Origin of the sequence: Aeromonas sp. ASNIH5, assembly GCF_002902865.1 — a bacterium.
Lineage (GTDB): Bacteria > Pseudomonadota > Gammaproteobacteria > Enterobacterales > Aeromonadaceae > Aeromonas > Aeromonas caviae.
Genome location: NZ_CP026122.1, coordinates 1,095,973 through 1,122,191 on the forward strand (window position 1 = coordinate 1,095,973; position 26,219 = coordinate 1,122,191).

General features: G+C 61.6%; 20 protein-coding genes, 3 tRNA genes, 1 other RNA gene and 3 pseudogenes. 11 read left to right on the forward strand and 16 right to left on the reverse strand.

What is annotated here, in order from left to right; all coding sequences use genetic code 11:
* Positions 1-7: 7 nt before the first annotated feature.
* Positions 8-349: a hydrogenase maturation nickel metallochaperone HypA gene (hypA, locus tag C2U30_RS04810; RefSeq protein ID WP_103243291.1), complete on the forward strand. Its 342-nt coding sequence runs from the start codon at positions 8-10 to the stop codon at positions 347-349.
* Here the strand turns inward: hypA and C2U30_RS22875 are convergent.
* The gene (locus tag C2U30_RS22875; protein WP_442752130.1) at positions 327-755 is read right to left on the reverse strand and encodes a hypothetical protein; all 429 of its coding nucleotides are present in this window, start codon (positions 753-755) and stop codon (positions 327-329) included. The genes hypA and C2U30_RS22875 overlap by 23 nt on opposite strands.
* On the opposite strand from C2U30_RS22875, the pseudogene hypB reads away from it, so the two are divergent.
* A pseudogene (hypB, locus tag C2U30_RS04815) lies at positions 669-1,442 on the forward strand (hydrogenase nickel incorporation protein HypB); the annotation flags it as partial. The gene C2U30_RS22875 and the pseudogene hypB sit on opposite strands and share 87 nt — an antisense overlap.
* 346 nt (positions 1,443-1,788) lie before the next feature.
* On the opposite strand, the gene C2U30_RS04820 reads toward hypB, so the two are convergent.
* From C2U30_RS04820 to C2U30_RS04840, 5 genes and pseudogenes are all read right to left on the reverse strand, one after another.
* Positions 1,789-2,430 (reverse strand): ATP-binding cassette domain-containing protein, encoded by a 642-nt coding sequence (locus tag C2U30_RS04820; RefSeq protein WP_103243293.1) that lies wholly within the window; start codon positions 2,428-2,430, stop codon positions 1,789-1,791.
* Between the two features lie 100 nt (positions 2,431-2,530).
* A complete protein-coding gene (locus C2U30_RS04825) occupies positions 2,531-3,319 on the reverse strand; it encodes an ATP-binding cassette domain-containing protein (protein ID WP_103243294.1) in 789 nt (262 codons plus the stop codon).
* Complete coding sequence (locus tag C2U30_RS04830; protein WP_103243295.1) at positions 3,313-4,128, reverse strand: ABC transporter permease; 816 nt, start codon at positions 4,126-4,128, stop codon at positions 3,313-3,315. Before C2U30_RS04830 ends, C2U30_RS04825 begins: the two co-directional genes overlap by 7 nt.
* Entirely contained in the window at positions 4,118-5,128 is a 1,011-nt protein-coding gene (locus C2U30_RS04835) for an ABC transporter permease (RefSeq protein ID WP_103243296.1), read from the reverse strand. Before C2U30_RS04835 ends, C2U30_RS04830 begins: the two co-directional genes overlap by 11 nt.
* Positions 5,113-6,171 (reverse strand): annotated as a pseudogene (locus tag C2U30_RS04840) (ABC transporter substrate-binding protein); the annotation flags it as partial. The pseudogene C2U30_RS04840 and the gene C2U30_RS04835, both read right to left, overlap by 16 nt.
* Before the next feature lie 85 nt (positions 6,172-6,256).
* Between C2U30_RS04840 and C2U30_RS04845 the strand changes: the two are divergent.
* Positions 6,257-7,594 carry an IS4-like element ISAeme15 family transposase gene (locus C2U30_RS04845; protein WP_041205253.1) on the forward strand — a complete coding sequence of 446 codons (1,338 nt, stop codon included), beginning with the start codon at positions 6,257-6,259 and terminating at the stop codon, positions 7,592-7,594.
* Positions 7,595-7,604: 10 nt separating this feature from the next.
* Here C2U30_RS04845 and C2U30_RS04850 read toward each other — a convergent pair.
* The 7 genes and pseudogenes from C2U30_RS04850 to hybO form a co-directional block, all read right to left on the reverse strand.
* Positions 7,605-8,174: pseudogene (locus tag C2U30_RS04850) on the reverse strand (ABC transporter substrate-binding protein); the annotation flags it as partial.
* Between the two features lie 121 nt (positions 8,175-8,295).
* Complete coding sequence (gene hybE, locus C2U30_RS04855; RefSeq protein ID WP_103243297.1) at positions 8,296-8,826, reverse strand: hydrogenase-2 assembly chaperone; 531 nt, start codon at positions 8,824-8,826, stop codon at positions 8,296-8,298.
* Positions 8,808-9,338, reverse strand: coding sequence for a HyaD/HybD family hydrogenase maturation endopeptidase (locus tag C2U30_RS04860; RefSeq protein WP_103243298.1), 531 nt, complete (start codon positions 9,336-9,338; stop codon positions 8,808-8,810). The genes hybE and C2U30_RS04860 overlap by 19 nt, the downstream gene beginning before the upstream one ends.
* The gene (hybC, locus tag C2U30_RS04865) at positions 9,338-11,041 is read right to left on the reverse strand and encodes a hydrogenase 2 large subunit (RefSeq protein ID WP_103243299.1); all 1,704 of its coding nucleotides are present in this window, start codon (positions 11,039-11,041) and stop codon (positions 9,338-9,340) included. Before hybC ends, C2U30_RS04860 begins: the two co-directional genes overlap by 1 nt.
* A complete protein-coding gene (hybB, locus tag C2U30_RS04870) occupies positions 11,038-12,225 on the reverse strand; it encodes a Ni/Fe-hydrogenase cytochrome b subunit (protein ID WP_103243300.1) in 1,188 nt (395 codons plus the stop codon). Before hybB ends, hybC begins: the two co-directional genes overlap by 4 nt.
* The gene (gene hybA / locus C2U30_RS04875; RefSeq protein WP_103243301.1) at positions 12,218-13,243 is read right to left on the reverse strand and encodes a hydrogenase 2 operon protein HybA; all 1,026 of its coding nucleotides are present in this window, start codon (positions 13,241-13,243) and stop codon (positions 12,218-12,220) included. Before hybA ends, hybB begins: the two co-directional genes overlap by 8 nt.
* A 2-nt stretch (positions 13,244-13,245) precedes the next feature.
* On the reverse strand, positions 13,246-14,379 hold the full coding sequence (gene hybO / locus C2U30_RS04880; protein WP_042008183.1) for a hydrogenase 2 small subunit: 1,134 nt from the start codon (positions 14,377-14,379) through the stop codon (positions 13,246-13,248).
* Between the two features lie 1,063 nt (positions 14,380-15,442).
* Here hybO and alr point away from each other — a divergent pair.
* A complete protein-coding gene (alr, locus tag C2U30_RS04885) occupies positions 15,443-16,555 on the forward strand; it encodes an alanine racemase (RefSeq protein ID WP_171865750.1) in 1,113 nt (370 codons plus the stop codon).
* A gap of 91 nt (positions 16,556-16,646) precedes the next feature.
* On the opposite strand, the gene C2U30_RS04890 is transcribed toward alr, so the two are convergent.
* Positions 16,647-16,776, reverse strand: a non-coding RNA gene (locus C2U30_RS04890) — RtT sRNA.
* A gap of 117 nt (positions 16,777-16,893) precedes the next feature.
* Here C2U30_RS04890 and C2U30_RS04895 point away from each other — a divergent pair.
* Entirely contained in the window at positions 16,894-17,934 is a 1,041-nt protein-coding gene (locus tag C2U30_RS04895; protein WP_103243302.1) for an IS481-like element ISAs19 family transposase, read from the forward strand.
* 106 nt (positions 17,935-18,040) lie between these two features.
* On the opposite strand, the gene C2U30_RS04900 is transcribed toward C2U30_RS04895, so the two are convergent.
* Together C2U30_RS04900 and dauA are read right to left on the reverse strand one after the other, a co-directional pair.
* A tRNA-Ser gene (locus tag C2U30_RS04900) sits at positions 18,041-18,128 on the reverse strand.
* 270 nt (positions 18,129-18,398) lie between these two features.
* Positions 18,399-20,135, reverse strand: a complete 1,737-nt coding sequence (gene dauA / locus C2U30_RS04905; RefSeq protein WP_103243303.1) for a C4-dicarboxylic acid transporter DauA — start codon at positions 20,133-20,135, stop codon at positions 18,399-18,401.
* 467 nt (positions 20,136-20,602) lie between these two features.
* Here dauA and C2U30_RS04910 point away from each other — a divergent pair.
* The 6 genes from C2U30_RS04910 to C2U30_RS04935 all read left to right on the forward strand — a co-directional run bounded on the left by C2U30_RS04910 (position 20,603) and on the right by C2U30_RS04935 (position 26,217).
* Positions 20,603-20,678: transfer RNA gene (locus C2U30_RS04910), tRNA-Asn, on the forward strand.
* 2 nt (positions 20,679-20,680) lie between these two features.
* Positions 20,681-20,756, forward strand: a tRNA-Asn gene (locus C2U30_RS04915).
* A 237-nt stretch (positions 20,757-20,993) separates the two neighbouring features.
* The gene (locus C2U30_RS04920) at positions 20,994-22,706 is read left to right on the forward strand and encodes a hypothetical protein (RefSeq protein ID WP_103243304.1); all 1,713 of its coding nucleotides are present in this window, start codon (positions 20,994-20,996) and stop codon (positions 22,704-22,706) included.
* A gap of 357 nt (positions 22,707-23,063) precedes the next feature.
* Complete coding sequence (locus C2U30_RS04925; RefSeq protein ID WP_010674397.1) at positions 23,064-24,500, forward strand: circularly permuted type 2 ATP-grasp protein; 1,437 nt, start codon at positions 23,064-23,066, stop codon at positions 24,498-24,500.
* Positions 24,494-25,420, forward strand: coding sequence for an alpha-E domain-containing protein (locus C2U30_RS04930; protein WP_039038937.1), 927 nt, complete (start codon positions 24,494-24,496; stop codon positions 25,418-25,420). Before C2U30_RS04925 ends, C2U30_RS04930 begins: the two co-directional genes overlap by 7 nt.
* Positions 25,417-26,217: a transglutaminase family protein gene (locus C2U30_RS04935; protein WP_103243305.1), complete on the forward strand. Its 801-nt coding sequence runs from the start codon at positions 25,417-25,419 to the stop codon at positions 26,215-26,217. The genes C2U30_RS04930 and C2U30_RS04935 overlap by 4 nt, the downstream gene beginning before the upstream one ends.
* Positions 26,218-26,219: the final 2 nt, after the last annotated feature.

Here is a 26,219-nt window from a genome sequence, read left to right on the forward strand (position 1 = left end):
AGCCACCATGCACGAAATGTCTCTGGCCATGGCCGCCATCGATCTGGCGGCTGAACAGGCCACCCAGCGGGGCTTTACCAGGGTGACCGCCCTCTGGCTCGAGGTCGGCAGCTTCTCCTGTGTCGACCCCGACACCATTGCCTTCTGTTTCGAGGCTGCCGCCAAGGGCACCGTGGCCCAAGGCGCCCAACTGCACTTTCTGCATCAGGCGGCAGAGGCCTGGTGTTACGACTGTAACCAGACAGTCACCCTCACCGAGCGCGGGCAGGCCTGCCCCGGGTGTGGCGGATACAAATTACGAGTCGCGCAGGGTGATAGCCTGCGCATCACCGACATCGAGGTAAGTTGATATGTGTAGCGTATGCGGATGCGGCCAGGCGCGGATCGCCGGCCATGAGCACGATCATGAGCATCATCACGAACATGAACATCACCATGAACATGGTCATGAGCACGACCATCATCATGGTCATGACGCCCATCACCATCATGACCACGAGCAGAGTGCGCCGCGCACCCTGATCATTCACCACCACTATCACCATCAGGGGGATGTCCATCACCACTACCACGGGGTACGGGCACCAATAGGAGCAGAGGGTCATGATCACCCTCATGAGTACCACCATGATCACCCCCACGACCATCATCATGAACATGGCCACTCTCATGACCACGGCCATTCCCACGCGCATCCCCATGATCACAGCCATGACCATGACCATGACCATGACCATCAGCAGGGTGATCTGCACTATGGCAAAGGGGAAGCGGGATTGTCGGTTCCGGGCATGGGGCAGCGCCAGCTGATCGCCATCGAGATGGATGTGCTGGCCAAGAACAATGCTCTGGCCGCCCACAACCGCGAACACTTCGACGAGGCGGCCCAGCTGGTGCTCAACCTGGTGTCTAGCCCGGGTTCAGGCAAAACCACTTTGCTGTGCGAAACCCTGCGCCAGCTGGCAGACAAGCGCCCCTGCGCGGTGATCGAAGGGGATCAGCAGACAAGCAGAGATGCGGATCGCATCCGCGCCACCGGCGTCCCTGCCGTGCAGATCAACACCGGCAAGGGCTGCCATCTGGATGCCAAAATGGTCCACGACGCCTACCGCCAGCTGCCCGCCAATCAAGGGGGCATCCTCTTTATCGAGAACGTCGGCAATCTGGTCTGCCCCGCCAGCTTCGATCTCGGCGAGAAGTACAAGGTGGCGATCCTCTCCGTTACCGAGGGGGAAGAGAAGCCGCTGAAATACCCGGACATGTTTGCCGCCGCCCAGCTGATGGTAATCAACAAGACTGATCTGCTGCCCTATGTCAGCTTCGATGTCGCCCGCTGTATCGAGAACGCCAAACGGGTCAACCCCTATATTCAGGTGATCCAGGTCAGCGCCACCACGGGGGAAGGGATGGATGCCTGGCTGAACTGGCTGGCCAGTGCCTGAACCGGTTAAACGCCGCTGATAACGGTAGAAAACAAAAGAGGGAGGCTGATGCCTCCCTCTCTTTATTTACAAACCTTATCAGGCGTTCTCTCTATACCGAATGGCCCGCGCCTCATACTCGCGTCCCCTCACCCTGACCCTCTCCCCAGGGAGAGGGAACCGGTTTGTGGATGCCGCGACTATACGACGCCCTCAAACCCCTCAGGGGAGCTTCGAGCATAACAACCAGCCATATTTTCAAACCCAGAGGTTCTCCAAACCCTAAACCCCGAGCCTGGCGAAATGGCACCTTCTGCTCCCTTCCCCCCTTGCGGGAGAAGGGCTGGGGATGAGGGGGAACTAACCCTCAGGCCGCATTTTCAGCCAATACACCAGTCACGGGCTGCATCTCACCAAAGCGCAGCACCCGATGGCAGATCTGGCGCAATAATGCCTGCTGGTGACTGAAGATGACCATGCCAAGCCCGCGCTGCTCGCATTCAACCATCAACTCCCGCCAGAGCTGGCGCTGAATCTGCGGATCCAGCTGGGCGGTCACCTCGTCGGCAATCAGCAACCGGGTGCGGGGATCGAGGGCACGCAGCAGCGCGATGCGGGCCAACTCGCCACCAGAGAGCTGGCCGGGTTTACGACCGAGCCATTCAGGCTTGACCATAAAGCGGGCCAGCATGGCGTCATCGGGGCGCCACACATCCCACAGCGCCTGCCTGGTGGTGCGATAGGGATTGAAGGTGAGCTCCGGGTGCTGGGGCACCAGCTGGATGGGGTTATAACCTTTTACCTGTTCAGGCACCGGCTGCCCATCCAGCAGGATCTGCCCGCTGGTCCCAACCGGTTGCCAACTCGCCAATACCCGCCCCAGCGTAGTCTTGCCATGGCCGCTCGGGGCGGAGATGCCGAGCCGTTCGCCCGCTTTCACCGTCAGCGATAACCCCTGCCAGAGAGGACGTTCCCCCTGGGCGATAGTGAGATTTCGTACTTCCAACATCAGGAAACCTCCGGCACAGAGAAGAGCGCATTGAATTCCGGCAGCGCCTGCCACTGAATGTCTGCCGCGCAACACACGGCTAGTCTCAGAGATACCAACATCAGGAAACCTCCGGCGCAGGGAAGAGCACATTGAACTCCGGCAGCGCCTGCCACTGGGCTCTGAGCATCTCGCTCCCCTGCCCCTGGCGCAGATGGTGGCAACTCAGGGTGTCGCTCACTTGGCCCTGATGCAGCGCCACAATGCGATCGGCAAAGCGGGCCGCCAGCGCCAGATCGTGGGTCACCCAGAGGATGCCGCTACCCTGATTGGCCAATTCACGCAACTGGCCAAGCAGCAAACAGGCCAGCCCCTCGTCGAGCCAGGCGGTGATCTCGTCTGCCAGAATGTAGCGGGCACCGCCGAGCGCCGCAGTGCAGGCCAGAATGCGCTTGGCCATGCCGCCGGAGAGCTGGCGCGGGAATCTGTCCAGGGTGGTCGCGGGCAGCTGGTAGCGCAGCAGCTGCTCGCCGAGCCGCTCGCGAGAACCGCTCTGGCCGCAGAGGCGTGCCGCCCGTCCCAGCTGACGCTCCACCGTCAGCAATGGATTGAGGGCGCTTACCCCCTGTGGCACATAGCAGAGAGTGTGGCCGCGCAGACGGGCTCGGCTGGCGTCGCACAGGGGCACGCCATCGAGGGAGATGCTGCCGCGCATCCGCAGGTTGTCCGGCAGCAATGTCAGAGCGCTTTGCAACAGCAGGCTCTTGCCCTCGCCGCTCCCCCCCACCAGCGCCACGATTTCGCCGGGCGCCAGTTGCAGGCTGATATCGGTCAACAGCGGTCGCCAGCTGCGCCGCCCCAGCCAGGAGTAGTGGGCCGCCTCTATGGTCACCTGATCAAAACTCAGCATGGTTCACTCCTGTGCCACAACAGCTGTTGCAACGCGCGGGTAGCCTGATCAAACAGCAACACCAACAGCAGCAACATCAGCCCCGGGAAGAGGGCCAGCCACCAGCCGCCACCGGCCAGATAACGCAGGGCATCGGCCAGCAGCAGACCCAACGAGGCCTCGTGGGCCGCCAGGCCAAAGCCGAGAAAGCTCAAGGCCGCGCTGTGCAGTACCGCATGGGGAAACATCAGCAAGGTGCCGATAAACCACTGGGGCAACAGCCCCGGCAGCAGGTGGGTACGCCAGCGGCGCAGCGCCCCCATCCCCTGACAGCGGGCCAACACTACGTAGTCGCTGCAGGCGATCCGCCGCGCCTCGGCGCAGAGAATGAGCGCCAGCTTGGGCCAGTGGGTGAGCGCCACCGCCAGGATCACCCCGCGCATGCCGCCCCCTGCGGTAAAGCAGATGAGGATCAGCAGCAGCATATGGGGCAGCGCCAGCATGGCGTCGATCACCATTCGCACCGCCGCATCACATCTGGGGTGAATGAGCGATACGCTTGCCGCCACCATGGCCAGCAGGCCACTGCAGAAAGCCGTGCCTAGCCCAAGTTCCAGACTGGTGAGGGTGCCCTGAAAGGCCCGCAACCAGAGATCCCGCCCCATCTGATCGGTGCCGAACCAGTGAGCCAGCGAGGGGGGCTGCTGGCGCGCCAGCAGATCCATCGGCACATCCTGATGAGAGAGGTTCCAGCCATAGGCGGCCAGCAGCGCCAATCCGAGCAGGGCAAAACCCAGCCGCAGTATGGAGGGAAGCGGATTAAACAGCATGCTCGCCCTCCCAACCCCGGTTGATGCGGGCCAGCAGCACCCGCGCCACCGTGTTGCCCAAAAAGACCAGCAGGGTGCAGAAGAGCACGATTCCCATCAGCAGGGGGATATCCCCCCTGAGCCCCGCATCCACTGTGGCCTGGCCGAGCCCCGGGTAGGAGAAGACCTTTTCGGCCAACAGCGATCCGCCAATCAGTTCGCCAAGGGAGGCAAACTGTAGACAGAGCGCCGGGGTCAGGGCGTGGCGCAGCACGTGAAAACGCAGCATGGGCCAGCCGCCATCCCCCTGAGCGCGGGCGTAGCGAATAAAGTCGCTCTCCAGCACCTCGGCCACCCGCGCCCGAGTATGCAGGGCAATGTTGCCCACCCCGAGCAGCGCCAGGGTCGCCACCGGCAGCAACAGATGGCGTGCTCGCATGACCCAATCTGCCTCATCGGCGGAGAGGCCCGGCGTCCAGGCGCAGCAGACCGGCAATAGCGGCCAGTGCACCGCAAACAGCGCCAGCAGCAAGAGGCCGACCCAGAAGGTGGGCAGGGAGGCGAGCAGATAGGCAAACCGGCAAATCAGGCGATCGGGCCAGCGGTTGAGATAACGACCGGCGCAGAGGCCCAGCAAAATCCCGAAAAATCCGGAGAGTAGCCAGGCGCCCGCCAGCAGCAGGAAGGAAGCGGCAAAGCGCTGGCCTATGACTTCACCCACAGGCGCGTTGTAGAGCATGGAGTAACCGAGATCCCCCCGCAGCACCTGGGTAAACCAGTGCCAATAGCGCAGCCAGAGCGGCTGATCCAGCCCCCAGCGGGCGGCGATGCGGACGTACTGCTCCGGCGGCACATGCAGCAGATCGTTGCCGATATAGGCCTTGATGGGATCGATGGGGGAGTAACTCAGCAGCACAAAGGTGGCGACCGAGACCAGACAGAGCAGCCCTGCCAGACGCAGCAGGGCTTTTAGCAACAGATAACCTGAATGACTCAAGGGCGAACTTAGCGGCACGTCCACCGCCAATCCTGCAGGTTGTTGAGGAGTGACCAGCTACCGTGGATCTCCGGCGCCCCCTTGCCAAGGTCGATGCAGCGATTGGCCAGATAAGTGTGCTGCACGTTGAGCAGCCAGGCCCAGGCGGCATCCCCCTGCACTCCGGCACCACGCTTGCCATCCCACTCCACCTGCTGCCAGAACGGCACGGCCGCCTGCCAGTTCGGGGCATCCAGCGCTTGCTTGAGGTGGCCATCCACCACAGGGTTGCTGTAGTAGCCCGGGTTGTAGAACTCCACGCCGCCGGAGCCGCTCTGATAGTGGTGATAAAGCTCCATGGGATCCAGACTCCCCCACCCCATCAGCACCGGATTGGCGTGCATCTCGCGCTCTACCTGCTCCCAGCTGCCGGACTTGAGGCTCACCTCGAGACCGATGGGCCTCAGCATGGCCCGCACCGCTTCCGCGAGATCCCGGCGGGTGCTGTCGCCACTGGTGTACCAGAGGGTAAAGGCGGCGCGCAGATTGCCTTTGTGGCGAATGCCGTCACTGCCCATCTTCCAGCCGGCCTCGTCGAGCAGGGCGTTGGCGTGGGCGGCATCGCCATCCTTGAAGGCGGTGGCTTTGTTCAGCCAGGGCAGGCCTTCTACCGCGCTGTAGGCGGGAATGGCGTGCCCCTCCAGCAGCTGGTCGGCCAGCAGCTGGCGGTCGATGGCGTAGTTGATGGCGCGGCGCACCGCCACATCCGAGGTCACGTCGTTGCCGATGGGATAACCCTTGGCATCCTTGCCGCCCGCAGGTGGAATGGGAAAGACGATGCCGCGATTCTCGACACTCGGCCGCACCCAGAGCTTGAGGGAAGCAGGCACGGTAGGCGCCAGCGACGGGGCAATGCGCACCACATCGAGCTGGCTGCTCTGGGCCGCGCCATAGGCGCTCTCTTCATCGATAAAGACAAAGACCAGCCGTTTGAAGTCATTGTTGCCGCCGGCGTAATGGGGGTTGGCCTCCACCACCAGCTGCTGGCCGGGCAGGAAGCTCACCAACCGGTAAGGGCCGGCACCGACCGCAATGCTGATCAGTTAAGGATCCATTGACCGATCCTTCTGCTGTAGGACAATCCGGAACCAATCACTGGTTCCGGATTTTTTTATGTCTATTGCAAACGATCTGAACGATGTTGTTGAGGCATCTGGCGACATGCTGGCTCGGCTGGCCATTTTTGCCGACCATATTCCCGACGAATGGATTACTGCCGCTGCCGCCTTGTCTGAAAAGGCCACTATCCGCCGACGCCGCTTACCTTCTGATATGGTCTTGTGGCTCGTCGTGGGGATGGCCTTTTTCCGCAATGAGCCCATCTCCGAGGTCGCTCGGCGCCTCAACATCTGTGCAGAAGGGTTGGCCAATGATGCCTTGCTCGCGGACAGTGCCCTGTCTCAGGCCCGTCAGCGACTCGGCAAACAGCCGCTCGAGTGGCTGTTCAAACAGTGCGCCGATGTGTGGGGGCGGGAACGTTATCCTGAAGACCATTGGCACGGTTTACAGGTCTTTGCCATCGATGGGGCCCTGTTCCGAACCCAGGATATGCCTGAACTCAGAGCACATTTCGGCTCGGGTAACACCTCAACCAACCGGCAGACACCCTACCCGATGCTGCGGTTGGTCACGCTCATGAATGTCCGCTCGCATGTCATTGCCAACGCGGCCATCAGCCCGTACCGCAAAGGGGAAATCCCCCTGGCCAGCGAGTTCATTCACTCATTGCCGGACAAGTCAGTGACCCTGCTGGATAAAGGCTTCTTCGGTGCCGACCTGTTGCTGCGTATTCAGGCCGAAGACACCGACCGTCACTGGCTCATCCCGGAACGCAAGGGGCTGGTATACACGGAACTTGAGCGCTATGGCGACGGTGACCGTCTGTTGCAAATGACGGTCTCGCCTCAGGCTCGCAAGAAAAACCCGGCGTTGCCGACACACTGGCAAGTTCGCGCAGTGACCTATGAGGTGGCAGGCAAGGAGAAAACGGTCTTTACCTCCCTGCCCGTGGCGCGATTCAGTGCAGCTCAGGTGGCGACCCTGTACCACGAGCGCTGGGAAATCGAGCTGGGATACCGGGATATCAAAAGCGCGATGCAGCACAACGCCATCACGCTGAGAAGCAAGAAAGTGGACTTGGTCTATCAGGAGCTGTGGGGATTGCTGCTTGGATACAATCTGGTCAGGCGGGAGGCCAGCCAGGCCGCCGTAGCCCATCAGCGAGCGCCCAATGAGGTGAGCTTTAAGTTTGCCTGTCAGTTCATCGCGAACCAGATGGCAGTGATGGCGGGCGCGTTATCGCCAGCCCATACGCCACGGAGGTTGGCGGAGTTGCGGGGCTGCATAGGCGTCATGTTCATAGAAAAACGCCCCAGGCCATCGAGACCCAGGGCGGTGAAGATATCAAAGACCCGTTTTCCGGTAAATCGCAATGCGGCTCCGCTTAAGTGAACAGCATTGCGGCACCGACCGGCTTTTGGGCATATGCTTTTGCGTCGTAATCCCGCTTCGACACTATCCCCAAGGATCCCAGCACGTTGACGAAGGTGCTCTGGGGAGCACTCAGGGTGATGGCAACCTCGGTGGGCGAGCGCACCTTGGCCGAGACAAAGTTGCCCATGTCGATCTTGCCGCCGCCTTGGGCTGCGCTGTTGTAGGTAAAGGCCACATCCTCGGCGGTGAGCGGTGCACCGTTGGAGAATTTCAGGTCAGGCTTGAGGGTAATGATCCACCCCTTGCCATCCTGGTTCGGAGTCACCGATTGGGTGAGCACATTCTGCCAGCTGAGGTCGGCGTTTTGCTTGAGCAGCGGACTGTGCAACAGCAGGTAGCTGCCGTGGCTCCAGCCAAGCAGCGGGTCAAACCCTTCGGTGGGCTCACTGCCAATGGCGAGCTTGAGTTCGGCGGGGACGGGTTGGGCCGCCTGCGCCATGGTAGAGAAACCGCCCGAGAGCAGGGCCAGCAGGGGTAGTGCCCGCACCAGGACTGGCGCACCCAGCAGGCCATCGACGCGGCCATGTTCAATCTTCATCATGATCCTTGTTCCCAGGATTCACTCGCAGAGATGCAACGCCACCTCAATGAGGCGAGTGAGGGGCCCATGCCGGCCCCTGTCTCAAACTGACGCGCCCGGTTGTCGGCACGCCTTGGTCTCAGGACTTTCGTCCCCCGAACAGTCGTCGGCGCCCCAGATCCACGCCGCCCTCCCCCTGCTGCACCGGAAGCGAAAGCAACATCTTGAGGGTGCTGCTCACCAGCGCCCGCCCCTCGTCGGCCCCCAGATGCGGGTCGATGGGGGACATGAGCGAGCAGGCCAGCAGTTGCCCCGTCTCGGGCAATGCCCCCACCATAAAGGTCATGTTGCCGCAGGGGAGCTGCAGGGCGAGCCGATCGCTGCAGCTGCGCACCGGCCAGAGTTGATCCGGCCCCGGCAGCACTACCACGCTCAGCATCCAGGGGGTGAGCACGCAGCCGAGCCACTGACCTTCAAACAGCACGCACTCGGCCACGATGGGCATGGTGGCGTGATAGAAGGGCAGCGCCTGCATCTCTTCGCGAGCGATCCGCTCGTACTGGGCCACCAACAGAGGCGCGGGATTGGTGGCAAAACCGGCAAACTCCTGCACCGGCTCGATCTCCTGCACATTCACTATCTCGGTCTCATTCACAATGGATTGCGCCATAGGCCCTCCCGCGCTCGCTCGGCCTTCTCCTGCTCGGAGAGCGGGATGGCCTGTGCTCCCAGGCTGGCCAGCAAGGTCAGGATCCGAGCCGTCGCCTCCCCCAACGCCGCCACCACCACGGGGGTGAGGCCGATGCGGGGCTCGAGGGATGCGGGCTCGACCCCGATCAGGGTGAGCCGCCTGGGGGATTCCCCCGTCATGTGCAGCGCCGAGAGCACGTCCGCCAGCCCCAGCTGGTGCGGGGAGATCTTGCGGCCAAACAGGGTAGGAACCTCTTCATCCTTCAGGGTCACTACAGTGCCCGGCGGATTGCCGCTGCGCACCGCATCCACCAGAATGATGTGGTCGCGACTGGCCATCGCTTCGAGCAGCTCCATGCCGGCGGTGCCGCCATCGAGCAGCTCGATGCCGGGGGCGAAACGGTAGTTGCGCTCCAGCCCCTCGACGATGCGCACGCCGACGGCCTCGTCGCTCAACAGCAAGTTGCCCACGCCCAGGATCAGGGTGTTCATCACAGCACCTTCACCTGAGTCGTTTCGCCATTTTGGGTATCCACCACGTGCACCGCGCAGGACATGCAGGGGTCGAACGAGTGGACGGTGCGCACCACTTCCAGCGGCTTGGCGGGATCCGCCACCGGGGTGCCCACCAGCGCCTGCTCGTAGGGGCCAGGTTCGTCGTTGAAGTTGCGCGGGCCCGAGTTCCAGGTCGATGGCACCACCGCCTGATAGTTCTCGATCTTGCCATCCTTGATGACGATCCAGTGGGAGAGCATGCCACGCGGCGCCTCTTCAAAGCCCACCCCGCGAAACTCTTTATCCGCCGGGATCTCGGCCTTGATATAGGCGGTGGTATCCCCCTTGCCGATGTTGTCCACCAGCGCCTTCCATTGATGGGACAGGGTATCTTTGAGCACGCAGCAGCGCACCGCGCGACCGATGATGCGACCCAGGGTGGAGTGCAGCTGTTCAGTCTTGATGGCCGAGCCGGTGAGCGCCTTGTAGATGCCGTTCAGCTGATCGAAGTGCGCCACCGTCTCCGGGTGCTTGGCGGCGAGCTTCACCAACAAGTCAGCAAGCGGCCCCACCTCCACCACCTTGCCGTAGAAGGTGGGGGATTTGACCCAGGAGTACTTGCCGTCATCCTGCCAGCCGGTGTAATCGGGCTCGGTCTTGCCCTCCCAGGGTTTAAGGGGCTCGTCATCCTTGTACCAGGCGTGCTTGTTACTCTCGGCGATACCGTCCATCAACCAGCCATCCTGATGGCTCTCGATGGGACGATAGCCGGCCAGATCGCCGTTTTCGATGTAGCCCCCCGGCATCAGGAAGCTGCCGCCGTCAGCGTCGGTGGGCAGCTCCGGCACGCTCAGGTAGTGCTTGGCCCCCTGCCCCAGGTTCAGCCACTCGGGGTAGTGGGCGGCGATGATGGCGGCATCCACCTTGTAGACCTGCTCGATAAACTCGCCGAGTCGATCGATAAAGCTCTTCACGTAGAGCAGCCGCTCCAGGTTGAGCACGCTCGGCGCATCCAGGTTGATGGGGTTGGCCACCCCGCCCACCGCCAGGTTCTGGATGTGGGGGGTCTTGCCGCCGAGGATGGCGACGATGCGGTTGGCATCGCGCTGACACTCCAGCGCCTGCAGGTAGTGCGCCACGGCGATGAGGTTCACCTCCGGGCTCAGTTTCATCGCCTTGTGGCCCCAGTAGCCGTTGGCGAAGATGCCGAGCTGACCGCTCGCCACCAGAGCGCGGATCTTGTCCTGCACCTTGGTCAGCTCGTCGGCACTGTTGAGGGACCAGGTCGATACCCCCTTGAGCATGTCCGCTGCTTTTTGCGGATTGGCCTCAAGGGCCGCGGTGATATCCACCCAGTCCAGCGCGGAGAGCTGGTAAAAGTGGACGATGTGATCGTGGATGTTGTGGGCCGCGATGATGAGGTTGCGGATGTACTGGGCGTTGACCGGCACCTTGGCGCCGATGGCGTTCTCCACCGCCCGCACAGAGGCGATGGCGTGAATGGAGGTACACACCCCGCAAATGCGCTGCACTATCATCCAGGCATCGCGCGGGTCGTTACCTTTGACGATCTCCTCCATCCCGCGCCACATGGTGCCGGACGACCAGGCCTTGGTGACAACGCCGCCTTCGATTTCACAGTCAATACGCAGGTGACCCTCGATGCGGGTGATGGGGTCTATGGTGATACGTTGGCTCATACGTTGGCTTTCCCTCGGGCCTGATAATCTTGGTGAACACGTTCAAGTGATGGCAGTACCGGCAAGAGCCGGATCAGCAGCAAATAGGCACACACCTCGATGGCGACGAAGCCCAGGGAGATCAGCACCTCCTCCGCAGAGGGGAAGTAGTGGTAGCCATTGCCGGGGTTGAAGGCGAGCAGGGAGTAATCCAGCCGCCAGAGGGCGGCGCCCAGCAGCATGCTGAGGGCCCCCAGAAACAACATGCGCGAATCCCGGCGGCTCTTGTCCCAGTGGAACACCAGCAGCGGGAAGATCATCAGGGCGATCTCGCTCCAGAACATCAAGGCGTAGCGATTCCACTGGGAGAGATACTCCGACTTGTCGTTGATGACGATCTCGGCAAAGCGCAGCGCCACAAACAGGATCAAGAAGATGTCAATCACCTGGGTCAGCTTGTAAAACAGCGACTTCTCGTTGGGGCCGCGCCCCGCCAATCCGGCCTGCACCAAAGAGCCCTCAAATACCACGATGGAAAAACCCATGATGAAGGCGGTGAGCAGTGAGAAGACCGGCAGCAGCTCGTAGCTTTGCCAGAGCGGATGGATCTTCTCCCCCGCCACTATCATCAGGGACCCCATGGAGGATTGGTGCATAGTGGGCAGCAGAGCCCCCAGCGCCAGCACGAAGAACATGATCTTGTTGAGGCGAATGAGTGACGCCTTCCAGCCGAACTTCTCCAGCAGCACAGGGGCGAACTCCAGCGCCATCACCCCGATATAGATCGTCATGCAGACCGCCGTCTCGAACAGCACCGAAGAGGTGTTGAAGTGACCGGGCAGGTAGAAATAGGGCAGGTTCCAGTAACGCCCGACGTCGATGGTGATGGAGAGGCCGCCCAGGGAATAGCCGAACAGGCTCGCCAGCAAGGCCGGCCTTACCAGGGGGTGATACTCGCCCCGGTTGAAGACGTAGACCGCCCAGGCCAGCGCCCAGCCGCCGCAAGCGAAGCCGGTGCCGATCAAGAGGTCAAAGGAGATCCAGAGCCCCCAGGGGTAACCCCCGTTGAGATCGGTGACCGAACCCAGCCCGAAGAAGAGGCGCTTGAGAATAAGCATGCCGCACAGGATGGCGAACGGCGCCAGCACCATGACCGGCCAGCTGACCAGCTTGCCGCCGAGGGGATACGCCTTGTGATTACTCATGATCCTTGCCTCCCGATTGCTTGTCATGGCCCGCGTGCGAGTCATGATCGTCGCCATCCTGATGGTCCTTGGTGTTGCGGCGAATGAGCACCGACAGCCCGGTCAGCACCACCAGCGGCAGCACCATTCCCTTGTAGAGGGTGTGCTGGATGTGCTCGGAGCGCGCCCCGGAGGAGAGCTCCGGCAAGTCAGGCATGTCGAGCTTGGTGTAGGGCACCCCGGCCAGCACCAGCACCTGGGTACCGCCCCCCTCCTTCTCGCCGTAGACGTAAGGCTGGTAGTTGGGCACCTCGTGCAGGTAGGGATCGTTGGCGCTGAAGGTCTGGCGCGGGTAGGCATATTCGCTGCCCGGGGTGGCCAGCAGCCGGCGCTTGGCTTCGGCCATCAGCGCCTCGCGGGTGCCGAAGATGACGGCGCCGGTGGGGCACACCTCGACGCAGCCGGGCAATTTGCCCTGATCGATGCGCTCAAGTCCCTTCTGGTTGCAAAGCTCGCACTTGTGGATCGCCCCGAACGGGTTGTCGTAGTCATATTTGGGCACGTCGAACGGGCAGCCCACCATGCAGTAGCGGCAGCCGGTGCAGACATCCGGGTCGTAGTGGACGATGCCGGTCTTGGGATCCTTGGTCAGCGCCTGCACCGGGCAGACGGAGACGCAGTTGGGATCGACACAGTGCATGCACTGCTTCTTGATGTAGGCATAGCCATCCACCAGCTGATCCTTGTGCTCACCCGTGCCGCTCTTCCACACCTGAATGATGTTGTTGGTGTAGGGGCTCAGCTTGTCGTTGTTGGACCAGGTCTGCGCCCCGGCCGGATTGGCCGGGTTGCCGTTGAGGCGCTGACACTCCGCCACACAGGCCTGGCAGCCGATGCAGAGGGTAGAGTCGTAGAGCATGCCGAGTGCGCCGGGAATGGGCGGCTTGTTCTCGGCCGCCGCCAGGGCAGTGCCGGAGACGGTGGTACCCGCCGCCAGCGCACCGACGGAGGCGAATTTGAGAAAATTGCGTCTGTTCACGGTCACTCCTCCCGTGATGAGTGCTGTCCGGCTTCATGGCGCTTCTGCTGGCGACCGAGCTCGCGCACCGTCATCAGACTCACCCCGACCAGCACCCCGAGCGCCCCACCGATAAGGCCGGTGGCGGTGGGCGACATGTGTCCTCCCTCCTGGATGGCCACGTCGGGCTTGTTCACCCGCGGGGTGGGATTCTCCACCTTGGCGAGCTGGAAGATCCCCTTGCTGAAACCCACCCCCTGCTCGTTGCAGCCGTAGCAGGGATGGCCGATGCCCACCGGCCAGATGCCGCCGCCCACGTCGCAGAACTCAAGGGTCGAGCAGTTGCCGTAGGTCTCCGGCCCCTTGCAGCCCAGGTGATAGAGACACCAGCCCTGACGGTGGCCCTCGTCGCCGAACTCCTTGGCGAAGCGACCGGCGTCGAAGTGCGGACGGCGCTCGCAGTTTTCGTGGATGAGCCGTTCATAGGCAAACAGCGGCCGCTTCTTGGCATCGAGCGCCGGCAGCTTGCCGTAGGTGATGTAGTAGGCGACCGTGGTGAGGAAGTTGTGGGGATTGGGCGGGCAGCCCGGGATATTGATAATCGGCGTGCCGAGGTTGCCGAGGGCCTCTTCCAGGCTGACGGCACCGGTCGGGTTGCCGCCGCTGGCGGGCACCCCGCCCCAGGCGGCGCAGGAGCCGATGGCGATGACGGCAGCCGCATCGGCAGCCGCGCGGCGAATATGGTCGACGATGGGTTCACCGGCCACCATGCAGTAGATGCCGCCATCTTTAAGCGGGATGGAGCCATCCACCACCAGCACATACTTGCCCTTGTAGCGTTCGATGGCATTGTGCTTGTTCTCTTCGGCCTGATGGCCGAAGGCCGCCGAGAGCACCTCGTGATACTCCAGCGAAATGGTGTTGAGGATCAGGTTCTCGATGGTGGGGTGGGTGGCGCGCAACAGCGATTCGGTGCAACCGGTACACTCCTGCGCCCCTATCCAGATCACCGGCGGCCGCTCGGGGCTGGTAAGCGCGGTGGCCATCTTGGCCACGGCATGCTGGCTTAATCCAAGGGTTGCGGCCATCCCGGCGCACAATTTCATAAAGTCACGGCGATTAATTCCATGAGCCGATAAAAAAGTATCCTCGACCATTCTTCTTATTCCCGTCAGTGAGCATTGTTTGACAAATGCTTAATTGCGGGAATGCTATGCCTCCCCTTCCCCCTTTATGTTGATCTCCATCAAGTGACGGAACATTATTCAAATAGAAAACTCATCATCATGGATTTAAAAAATCCATATATAGCATAGACTTAGAAAGCATGGTGTGGGCCACCAAAATACCCACTAGGGGGTATTTTTGCGTGTTATTGAATTTAATTCATTTAAATTACCCGTTAGTTCGTGATGTTAAATAATCAGAATGAAAGCGTTGTCACACTATTTGATCCAATATTTATGCTACCAGTTACAGGCTTTTTTCCGCGTCAAAAGTAGCTAAAAACATATACCTTTAAATTTTATTTAATTATATGTCACCAACCAAAATGAACGCGCAAACGATATTTATTATCAGCCTTTAAGAAATAACCCGCCCTGCTGTTCAAGGCTGATCTTCGCCGCTTGATTAATTAACCGGCCCACATCCATGCTTCACCATCCCTGGCCACGGATGACCTGTCTCTCCGGCCGCGTGCGCCACCAAGCCGGCCACAAGCTTTCTTGGTGGCGTACACCACTCGCCGGTTCGACGAGATGCCCTCTTTAATCCGGCAGTTCCACCTTCACCCCCCATGGAGCTGGTAGCCTGCTTTTCTCCTCTGCCATGCACCTGCCCCTCCCCACACCTTGGCCAGGGGTCGGCAACCCCACCTGCACGCAGCCGGTGCGAAAAACCGCCAACAATGTGCGAAAACGGCTCGATCCCCCTCCCGTTTTAAGGGGAAAAACCAGTGATAAATATTGCCCGATAGGGAGCCAGAGAAAGCGTTGGCAGGGAAATTTATACCGAGGAATATTCCGTATTTTGCGCATTTACGCATTCCTATTCGCCACATAATTTACCAACAAAAAAACAACTGATAACATCTTTTTACATTTTAAAGCATATAAAAAACATGATTCAGTGACCCCCGTTTGCTCGTCCCGGCAGCCAGGATCACCGGATCGGGATTGAAACCATCAGCCAACTACTCATCGAGCAGACACCCGACCCATGATGAACACAGTTACGGCCAGCATCGATATCGATGCACTCCAGCACAATTTCACCGTGGTGCGCCGCCATGCCCCCCACAGCAAGATCATCGCGGTACTCAAGGCCAATGCCTATGGCCATGGGCTGCTGCAGGTGGCCCACGCCCTCGCCCAGGCCGATGCCTATGCGGTGGCAAGGGTCGAGGAGGCGCTGGTGCTGCGTGCCAACGCCATCACCAAGCCCATTCTGGTGCTGGGAGGCTTCTTCAGTGCCGAGGCGCTGCCGCTGCTGGCGAAACACGAACTGCAAACCACCTTGCATACCTGGGAGCAGCTGGCACTGCTCGAGCAGGCCAGTCTGCCCGCCCCCATCAAGGTGTGGCTCAAGCTCGATACCGGAATGAACCGGCTCGGGCTGCGCACCCTGGAGCTGCCCGCCTTCATCGAGCGGCTGAGCCATTGTCGCAACGTGGTGCAGCCGTTCCATCTGATGACGCACTTCAGCCAGTCCGATGAGCAGGATACCCAGGCCACCCGGCTGCAGATCGAGGAATTCAACCGCCTCTCTGCTCATCTGCCGGGCGAGCGGGCCATGGCCAACTCCGCCGGCATCCTCGCCTGGCCGGCATCGCGCAGCGACTGGATCCGACCCGGCCTCATGCTCTACGGCGCCTCCCCGTTTACCGGTCAGCTTGCCGCCGACCATGACCTGCGCCCGGTCATGAATCTCAAGAGCCAGCTCATCGCCACCCGCGCCTGCCAGCAGGGCGAGGCGGTCGGCTATGGAGGACACTGGGTGGCGGATCGAAATACTACCCTCGGCGTGGTGGCCGCGGGATATGGCGATGGTTACCCCCGCATGGCGCCCGAAGGTACCCCCATGCTGATCAATGGCCGCCGGGTGCCCATCGTGGGTCGGGTTTCCATGGACATGATCACCGTCGATCTGGGGCCGGCGGCCAGCGACAAGGTGGGAGACGAGGTGACGCTGTGGGGGGAAGGGTTGCCGGTGGAACAGGTGGCCGAAAAGATAGGCACCATCCCCTACGAGCTGCTGACCCGCCTGACCAGCCGGGTCCATCTGACGCACTGTGACAAACGCGAACAGATGCCGATGTTGAAGCTGGCCTGAGCAAGCGGTCTGAGACCGGCCACAGAGAAGTGTCAAACCAGCCCTTGATAAACAAAAGGCCCCGTCTTTCGACGGGGCCTTTTGTTTTATTTGGCGGTGAGGGAGGGATGATTCGCCACTGCGTGGCTCACCCCTTCGGGGCGGCCTGTGGCCGTTCATCGCAGCAAGCTGCTCTGCTCGAACCCGGCGAGGATTCTCACCCCCCCCCCCCCTCTTCGAGATGAGCTGATTGTATGGAGATGGTATTCACCTGACAGTTGCCCACAAAAGGGAGTGGTCATACGGCTTCAAACCGGATAACAAAACGGTACCCCTACCGTGTTATCTGGAGTCACCGTATGACCACCAACGAGAAAGTAGCACGTCGTAAACTCAGTCTGCTAGAGCTCGCCAAAGAGCTCAATAACGTCAGCAAAGCCTGCAAGCTCATCGGCTACAGCCGTCAGCAGTTCTACGAAATTCGCCGTAACTATCAGACCTATGGCGCCGAGGGCTTGCTCGACAAACTACCCGGCTGTAAAGGGGCGCATCCCAACCGGGTCGCTCCCGAGATTGAACAGGCCATCCTCGATTACTCTCTCACCAGACCAACCCATGGCCCGCTGCGGGTCGCGCAAGAACTGGCTCTGCAAGGCATCAACGTCAGTGCGGGCGGTGTGCGTGGCGTGTGGCAACGTCACGACTTGCTCTCCAAGCATGACCGCTTGCTGCGCCTCGAGAAAACCCACAGGGAACAGACGATTGAGCTCAATGACGAGCAGATCCGCCTGCTCGAGCGCTTCAGCCCCGAGTTTCGCGAACGCCAAATTGAGGTTCACTACACCGGGGAACTGGTGGCGGTCGACACCTTCTTCGTCGGCGCACTCAAGGGGGTGGGCAAGGTGTATCTGCAAACCGTACTGGACTGCTACAGCCGCCACGCCTGGGGACGGCTCTACACCAGCAAGCTGCCGGTGACCTCGGTTCATGTGCTCAATGAAACGGTCCTGCCGTTCTTCGAAGCCCATGAGGCTCGGGTCTATACCATCTTGTCGGACAACGGGCGCGAGTTCTGTGGGCGCCCTGACCATCATCCCTACGAGCTGTTCCTGCAACTGGAGGGGATTGAGCACCGGACCACCAAGGTACGCAGGCCGCAGAGCAATGGCTTTATCGAGCGGTTGCACCGCACACTGCTGGATGAGCACTTCCGTATCAAGGGGAGGACGACCTGGTATGAGTCGGTAGAACAGATGCAGACAGACCTGGATAGCTACCTGGAACACTACAACACCGAGCGGCCACATCAGGGCAGGATGATGGAGGGTCAGACCCCCTACAGCATGTTCAAGAAGGGTCTGAAATTGATACCGAAGGAAGTGCGCACTAAAGTAGCGTAAACAAGACACCGGTTTGAGGCCGGTGTCAGGTGATAACTAGATCTGTACAAGCTGATGACGCTTCCCCAAAGCAAAAAACCGACCATGAGGTCGGTTTTTTGCAATTTGGCGGTGAGGGAGGGATTCGAACCCTCGATACGTTGCCGTATACACACTTTCCAGGCGTGCTCCTTCAGCCACTCGGACACCTCACCAAATTTTCACTGCTTGAAGTGGCTTTCGGAGCACGCTGCGCGTGCATCTTGCCGACTTCGTCGGTGGGCAGCCACTCGGACACCGCACCCAATTTTGGTCTGTGCTTTAACGTGTTCAGCCAACACGAATTCGCTGCGCCGTTGCGCTGGAACGGGGCGTAATGTAAGGGATAGGCGCGAGGCGGTCAATGCAATTTTTTATCTTTTGCCACTGTTTGCTCAATAAGCGAACCAAGTGACTAAAAATATGCCGTTTCCTATCCCTTTCCATCAATTTTCAACCGCTTCGTGCAAATGTTCTCCTCGAATAGCCTCTTCCAGCGAGCCGTAGAACTCCAGCTCTCCCGCCACCGGACGCACCTTGGCCCGCGCCAGGGTCTTGAGGGGCTGGAATTGCAATTCAGCCACCTTGAGACGGACCCCCGCCTTGGCCATGCGTTTTGCGAACTGCTGGAAGGCGGTGAGACCGCCAGCATCCAGGATGGAGACCGCCTCCATTTGCAGGATCAACTCCTTGTGGTCCTTCACCTGGGCAAGCAACTCGTCAAAGACCCGCTCGGCGGCGGCAAAGAACAGTGGCCCGTTGATCTTGTAGACAAGGGTCGAGGGGGACACCTCGCTGGCATAGCGCTTGTGATCCGCCAGGTTGTGCAGCCTGGTCATCTTGGCTATCTCGCGCATGAACAGCAAAGAGGCCAGGATCACCCCGAAGGTGATGGCGATGACCATGTCGAAGATGACGGTCAGCGACAGGCAGACCAGCAGCACCAGTACATCGGATTTGGGCGCCCGGCGCACCAGATCCACCACCTTGTGGGCCTCGCTCATGTTCCAGGCCACCAGCAGCAACAGGGCCGCCATGGCAGAGAGCGGCAACCAGGAGAGCCAGGGAGCCAGCACCAGGATGGCGGCCAGTACCACCAGCGCATGGACAATACCGGAAATGGGCGAGGTGGCACCTGCCCGCACGTTGGCGGCGGAGCGCGCGATGGCGGCCGTCGCCGTGATGCCACCGAAGAAGGGGGCCAGGATGTTGCCAAGGCCCTGCCCCACCAGCTCGCCGTTGGAGCTGTGCTTGCGACCCGTCATGCCATCGAGCACCACGGCGCAGAGCAGGGATTCGATGGCCCCCAGCATGGCCATGGAGAAGGCGGCGGGCAGCAGCCGCTCGATGGCGGCGAGGTTCCACTCCACCGGCGCCCCGTCCGGCCCCGGCAGCGCCCAGGGCATCACCAGCGTCGGCGCGATGGGGGGAATACCCATGCCCTGGGTTCCATCGGCCAGGGTATAGCTGAACTTGCTGCCGATGGTGGCGACGTCCACCCCGAACTGGTGCAGACCAAACCCGAGCCCCACCCCCACCAGCACCGCGGGCAGATGGCCGGGTACCGGCAGGCGCAATCTCGGCCAGAGCAGCAGCACCGCCAGGGTTGCCACACCCACCAGGGTGTCTCCCCACTGCCAGCTTGACAGGGCATGAGCCAGCGCCTGCACCTTGCCCAGATAGGTTTCCGGCATCTCCAGGACCTGCAGGCCGAAGAAATCCTTGATCTGCAGGGTGGCGATGACGATGGCGATACCACCGGTGAACCCCAGGGTCACCGAGGGGGGAATGTACTCGATGAGGCGCCCGAGACGCGCCATGCCCATGGCCACCAGGAAACAGCCCGAGATGAGAGTGGCCATCAACAGGCCGCCCACGCCGAATTGCTGGGCCACCGGGTAGAGGATCACCACGAAGGCGGCAGTGGGGCCAGAAATGGAGAAGCGGGATCCCCCGGTCACGGCGATGACGATGCCGGCGATGATGGCGGTATAGAGCCCGTGCTGGGGCGGCACCCCACTGGCGATGGCCAGTGCCATGGAAAGGGGAATGGCGATGATGCCGACCGTGATGCCGGCGATGAGGTCGCGGCCAAAGCGCGCCACGCTGTAGGGTTCGTCAATGCAGGATTGGCGCAATGCGATGGCCAGCTTCACGCCTTGTAAGGAAGCTTGATTGTGCATGTCTAGGGTAATACCAGAAGAGGGAGACAAAGGCCGGGGTGAACCGGCACCCGATCATCATCAAGGGCCGGCAGAGCTGTCGACGCGGCGATGGTATCGAAGGCAACCATACCCGACCCGGCCAGATAATTCGATGGGCGGGATCAAGAAATGGCCATGAGCGCGCAATATTGTCGGTGACACCCCGAATATCAACGCCGTTTCCCGCCACGACAGGTTTCCCCGGGCACGGTACTCTGCGGATGAACGACACCACGCCTCCTCCTGGCAGTATGCGGGAATCAGGATACCAAGCAGGCACAACCCGACCGAAGGCGCGATCTCAAGCTCCTGATTGTGCTGAAAATAGTCCGCGCTGCCCAAGTTTTGGGCAAACGGGCCAAAAAGCCATTTTTTACGCCGACAGGCGGGTTGACACCCAGGAGATGGGCCATTAATATCCGCCCCGTCTCGACGAGACAGGCTATTCCTCCTTAGTTCAGTCGGTAGAACGGCGGACTGTTAATCCGTATGTCACTGGTTCAAGTCCAGTAGGAGGAGCCAATTCCCTCGTAGTTCAGTCGGTAGAACGGCGGACTGTTAATCCGTATGTCACAGGTTCAAGTCCTGTCGAGGGAGCCACATTTTAAAGCCCAGCCTTTTGGCTGGGCTTTTTCATATCTGCTCTTCCGGGCCTGTCCACGGCCCCCCTGCCCGATGGCGCGCCAAACCGCCACCTGCTTGCTTTCCTGATTCCCCATGGCCTTCGATGACGACTCTTACTCGTCCCTAGGCGCGTCACCAGGGTGTCACAGAGATCCCAAAGACTATGATTGATTCGAAAAGGACCATTTGGATCTATCCAGTCAAGGAGCCAGCATGTCACACCCTGCTTCACTGGCCAGTCGCCTGCATGCTCTGGCACTCAACGACACCCTGTTCCCCGATCTCCATCATCTCGAGAAGGCACAACGGACCCGGGCCATCTACCGGATTTTCCACACTGTCGCCAGCACGGCTGCACTCGGGCAAGAGGATATCGTTGACGACCTGGCCCCCCTCCTCACCCTGATGGAGTCTCCCTGCCTGACCCGGCAAGGGGGGCTCTGCCCCTTGCTGGCCAGTCATTACAATCTCTATCTCGGCACGCTGCTGGAGCTGGGGGATCGGCACCATCCGGAGATCATCGGCCAGATTGAGGAGGCTCTGGCCCTGCGCACTCACGGGCTCTATCTGGTCACCGAACTGGGTTGTGGCAACAATGCCATGAGCATGTCAACCGAAGTCCGCTACGACAGTGCCACTGACGGTTTTATCCTCCATACCCCCCATCGGCATGCCGCCAAGTACATGCCCTACATCGCCCTGGAAGGGCAACCCAAGAGCAGCGTGGTGATGGCCAGATTGTGGGTCGGCGAGCAAGACTGTGGCATTCATCCCTTTCTGGTGCCCTGCCGGGACACCCGTGGCGCACTGTGTCAGGGGGTCAGCGTCTCCAGCCCGGACGTGCTCGATCTCCCCTACTTCGACGTGGTGGATCACGCCATCATCACCTTCGAGCAGGTGGCGCTCCCCCGCTGGGCATGGCTCAGGGGTCATGAGCACGACATCAGTGCTGGGGGCGTCTTTCACTCTCGTCTTGCCAGCCAACGCGACATTTTCTTCAGCTCCCTGCGCCGTGTTGAGTGGGGAAAACTGGTGCTGACCGCCTCCCTGATCCCCGGCTTGAAACTGAGCCTCGCACTGGCCATTCACTACGCGCAGCAACGACCGCTGCACGCCCACAACGGTCGGGTCATACCGCTGGCGCACCATGCCCTGCACCGCCGGATACTGACTCGTGCCTATGTGACGGGGCTGGCCGCCATGGCGCTGTACGAAGGGATAAAGCAACGACATTTGCCGGATGGACGGCACTCCTCCCGCTTTCAGACCGACGCAGGCCTGGTCAAGGCCGTCGCCGTCGAACTGATGCGAACCTCTCTGCAACACTGCATGCAGCGGTGTGGTGCCCAGGGAAAATTCCTGCGAAATCGCATCGCCCCTACCCTGCAACTGTGCGATCTGGTCGGCACCGCCGAGGGAGACAGCATGCCCGTCCTGATGAAGGTGGCGAAGGATATTCTGGCCTGGCCTGATGAATCCCTGGATGACGGCACACCCCTGGGCCAACTGCTGCAGCGGATGCGCCGACAGATGAATCAGCAACTGGCCGACGCGACGGACAAACTGGCCGCCTGGCACGATCTCGGCTGCGAGGCAGCCCGCCTAGGCTGGCTAGCTGGCAACCTGGAAGCCTTGCGTCACCTGAGGAGCAGGGACGACATCCGCACGGCCTGCCGGGAGCAGCTCATGCTCGATTATGCTCCCCAGCTCCTGTACCACGGGCTTTGCAGCCCCGCCGAGATTGTCGCCCTGCCCGCACGCCAAGAAGCCACGCTGGATCATGTCTGGGAACATCACGCCGCCCGCGTGCCGGACGAGTTTGACGTTCGTGACCTCATGGCCGCGACGCCGCTGGGCAGCCCGGACCTGGCTTCGGCCTGGTTTGCCCTGGCCCCGTCCCTGCATGATCCCCTGCCAGAAGGTTGAACGTTGAGGCCAGCAGGCCGCCCCTCCACTCCCGGTGCCTGAATCACCCCAAGCCCGGCCATCGGCCGGGTTCTTTCTTACCCCCTGCCCCACCTCGGGGCAAGGGCGGTCGCCTCCCGCCCCCGCATCCCGATGCGCCCGTCCCTTGCCCTCATGGCCTGTTGCCACAAGATGGCGCAGGCTTACCCTCTATGGGGTACCACTCTGGTGCGCCCTGCATTGCCCCTTGATGACATAAATGTCATCCATATGATTTTTCAATAAAAAATTACTGACACTGGCCTCGATAGCGACTCAATTGGCTGGCACAGCCCTTGCACTTTGTGATGTACGCAGGGACGTCACAAGGAGTTGCCTATGCTGCCCATCAAGCCCCCCGGACCCGGTTGTTACGACGAGATGCTGCTCACCGACAACCAGTTTCGCGATCATTACCACGCCTACCTCTCGTGGCTGCACCAGACCGACGAGAAGAGCATAGAGCGCAAGCGTGAAGAGGCCGACCTGCTGTTTCGCCGGGTCGGCATCACCTTCAACGTCTACGGGGATGGGGACGGCGCCGAGCGCCTCATCCCGTTCGACAGCATTCCCCGCATCATTCCCGCCCGGGAGTGGCAACATCTGGACAAGGGGATCCGCCAGCGCGTCACCGCCCTCAATGCCTTTCTGCACGACATCTATCACGATCAGCGCATCCTGAAGGCGGGGGTGATCCCGGCCGCCCAGATCCTCACCAATGCCCAGTACCAGCCCTGCATGCAGGGGGTCGACCTGCACCGGGACACCTATGTCCACATCACAGGGGTCGACATCATCCGCAACCACGACGGTGAGTACTATGTGCTGGAGGACAACCTGCGCACCCCCTCCGGGGTCTCCTACATGCTGGAGAACCGCAAGATGATGATGCGCCTCTTCCCGGAGCTGTTTCACAACCAGCCCATCGCCCCGGTGGAGCGCTACCCGGCCCTGTTGCTGCAGACCCTGCGCGAGAGCAGCCCGGTGGACAACCCCTGCGTGGTGGTGATGACCCCGGGGCGCTTCAACAGCGCCTACTTCGAGCACAGCTTCCTCGCCCAGCAGATGGGGGTGGAGCTGGTGGAGAGCGCGGATCTGGTGGTCAAGGATGGTCAGGTGCTGATGCGCACCACCACGGGGCTGAAAAGGGTGGATGTCATCTATCGCCGCATCGACGACGACTTCCTCGATCCCCTCGCCTTCAACCCGGACTCCCTCATCGGCGTGCCCGGGCTGCTCTCGGTCTACCGCGCCGGCGGCGTGGTGCTGGCCAATGCCATCGGCACCGGGGTGGCGGATGACAAGTCCATCTACCCCTATGTGCCGGAGATGATCCGCTTCTATCTGGGGGAAGATCCCATTCTCAACAACGTGCCCACCTGGCAGTGCCGCGAGCCGGCTGCCCTCTCCCACGTGCTGGCCAATCTGGAGGAGCTGGTGGTCAAGGAGGTCCATGGCGCCGGCGGCTACGGCATGCTTATCGGCCCCTGCGCCAGTCGCGAGGAGCTGGCCCGTTTTCGCGAGCTGCTCAAGGCGCGGCCGGACAACTACATCGCCCAGCCGACCCTCTCCCTCTCCACCTGCCCGACCTTCGTCGACGCCGGTATCGCCCCCCGCCACATCGATCTGCGCCCCTTCGTTCTCACGGGGCAGGAGCTGCGCCTGGTACCGGGCGGCCTGACCCGGGTCGCCCTCACCGAAGGCTCCCTGGTGGTCAACTCCTCCCAGGGCGGTGGCACCAAGGACACCTGGGTCATGGAGGGCAGCCCATGCTGAGCCGCACCGCAAGCGAACTTTACTGGATGTCCCGCCACCTGGAGCGGGCGGAGAACACGGCGCGCATGCTGGACGTCACCCAGACCATGTCGCTGATGCCCTCCATCGACGCCGATCACAGCGAGCTGGTGGCGCCTCTCACCATCAGCGGCACCCATGAGCCCTTCCTGGCCCGCTACGGCCAGGTGAACATGGAGAACCTGCTGCAATTTTTCTGCTTCGACGAGGAGAACCCGAGCAGCATCTTCAGTTGTCTGCGCATGGCCAGGGACAACGCCCACGCCGTGCGGGGCAAGATCCCCGGTGAGGTGTGGGAGAGCATCAACGCCGCCTGGATAGAGATCCGCCGGCGCCGCCAGGCGGGCCTCTCCAGCGGCCAGGCCCAGGAGTTCTTCGACTGGATCAAGGAGCGCTCCCACCAGTTTCGCGGCGCCACCTATGGCACCATCATGCGCGGTGACGTGCTCTGGTTCCTGCGCCTTGGTACCTTCATCGAGCGGGCCGACAACACGGCGCGCATCCTGACCGTGAAGTATCAGGTGATCCGGGAGGACGAGGACAGCGTGCGCGAGTTCTACCGCTGGAACGCCCTGTTGCGGTCAGTGGGCGCTTACGAGGCCCACCAGACCCTCTACAAGACGCTCTCCCATGCCTCCATCGCCGAGCTGCTGATCCTGCGCAATGAAGTGCCGCGCTCCCTGCGGGCCTGCCTCGACGAGATGGAGCTGATCCTGGCCCAGATCGAGGGCAACGCCGGTCAGACGCCCCGGCGCCTGACCACCATACTCAACGCCCATCTGACCTATGGCGCCATCGACGATGTCTTTGCCCTCGGCATGCAGGCGTACCTGAGTGATTTCCTCAGCGACATCGGCGCCATCGGCCAGAGCATCCACGCCGCCTACCTGGAGGTATTATGAGACTCATCATCGATCACCAGACCCGCTACCACTATGCCGACGTGGTGCGCCGCAGTACCCAGTATCTGCGCCTGACCCCCCACAGCACGGCCCGCCAGCAGATCCTCTCCTGGGAGCTGGAGCTGCCGGGGGAGGCCACCTGCACCACGGACGGTTACGGCAACATACTGCACGTGCTGAGCCTGGAGTCCCCCCACGAGGGGATCCTGATCCGCGCCCACGGGGAGGTGGAGATCTGCGACGACGCCCCGGAAGATGAGGAGTCCTCCCTTATCTCTCCCCTGAGCTACCTGAGGCCCACCCCCCTCACCCGCCCGACCCCGGCCCTGCAGGATCTCGCGAAGGCCTGCCTGCCAGAGGAGCCGACCCTGGCCGACTTGCAGAGCCTGATGGCACGCATCCTGGTGCTGATGCCCTATCAGCCCGGCAGCACGGATGCCACCTTCAGCGCCGACGAGGCACTTGCTTCGGGCAGCGGCGTCTGTCAGGACCACACCCATGTCTTCCTGACCTGCTGCCGCCACGCCGGCCTGCCGGCCCGGTACGTGAGCGGTTACCTCTACAGCCAGGACAACAGCCACGTGGCGATGCACGCCTGGGCCGAGGTGTGGATCGACGAGCGCTGGCACACGTTCGACGTCACCAACCTCACCAGCTCCACCAGCGAGCACCTCAAGCTCGCGGTCGGCATGGATTATCTGGATGCCTGTCCGGTGCGCGGCGTGCGCTATGGCGGCGGGTGCGAACAGTTGCAGAGCCAGGCGCAGGTGACCCGCCTGGATGGACAGCAGCAATGAAG

Coding starts and splice junctions, on each gene's coding strand:
- hypA (WP_103243291.1), top strand. CDS start 8: ATGCACGAAATGTCTCTGGCCATGGCCGCCATCGATCTGGCGGCTGAA.
- C2U30_RS04820 (WP_103243293.1), bottom strand. CDS start 2,430: ATGTTGGAAGTACGAAATCTCACTATCGCCCAGGGGGAACGTCCTCTC.
- C2U30_RS04825 (WP_103243294.1), bottom strand. CDS start 3,319: ATGCTGAGTTTTGATCAGGTGACCATAGAGGCGGCCCACTACTCCTGG.
- C2U30_RS04830 (WP_103243295.1), bottom strand. CDS start 4,128: ATGCTGTTTAATCCGCTTCCCTCCATACTGCGGCTGGGTTTTGCCCTG.
- C2U30_RS04845 (WP_041205253.1), top strand. CDS start 6,257: ATGTCTATTGCAAACGATCTGAACGATGTTGTTGAGGCATCTGGCGAC.
- hybE (WP_103243297.1), bottom strand. CDS start 8,826: ATGGCGCAATCCATTGTGAATGAGACCGAGATAGTGAATGTGCAGGAG.
- C2U30_RS04860 (WP_103243298.1), bottom strand. CDS start 9,338: ATGAACACCCTGATCCTGGGCGTGGGCAACTTGCTGTTGAGCGACGAG.
- hybC (WP_103243299.1), bottom strand. CDS start 11,041: ATGAGCCAACGTATCACCATAGACCCCATCACCCGCATCGAGGGTCAC.
- hybB (WP_103243300.1), bottom strand. CDS start 12,225: ATGAGTAATCACAAGGCGTATCCCCTCGGCGGCAAGCTGGTCAGCTGG.
- hybO (WP_042008183.1), bottom strand. CDS start 14,379: ATGGTCGAGGATACTTTTTTATCGGCTCATGGAATTAATCGCCGTGAC.
- alr (WP_171865750.1), top strand. CDS start 15,443: ATGATGAACACAGTTACGGCCAGCATCGATATCGATGCACTCCAGCAC.
- C2U30_RS04895 (WP_103243302.1), top strand. CDS start 16,894: ATGACCACCAACGAGAAAGTAGCACGTCGTAAACTCAGTCTGCTAGAG.
- dauA (WP_103243303.1), bottom strand. CDS start 20,135: ATGCACAATCAAGCTTCCTTACAAGGCGTGAAGCTGGCCATCGCATTG.
- C2U30_RS04920 (WP_103243304.1), top strand. CDS start 20,994: ATGTCACACCCTGCTTCACTGGCCAGTCGCCTGCATGCTCTGGCACTC.
- C2U30_RS04925 (WP_010674397.1), top strand. CDS start 23,064: ATGCTGCCCATCAAGCCCCCCGGACCCGGTTGTTACGACGAGATGCTG.
- C2U30_RS04930 (WP_039038937.1), top strand. CDS start 24,494: ATGCTGAGCCGCACCGCAAGCGAACTTTACTGGATGTCCCGCCACCTG.
- C2U30_RS04935 (WP_103243305.1), top strand. CDS start 25,417: ATGAGACTCATCATCGATCACCAGACCCGCTACCACTATGCCGACGTG.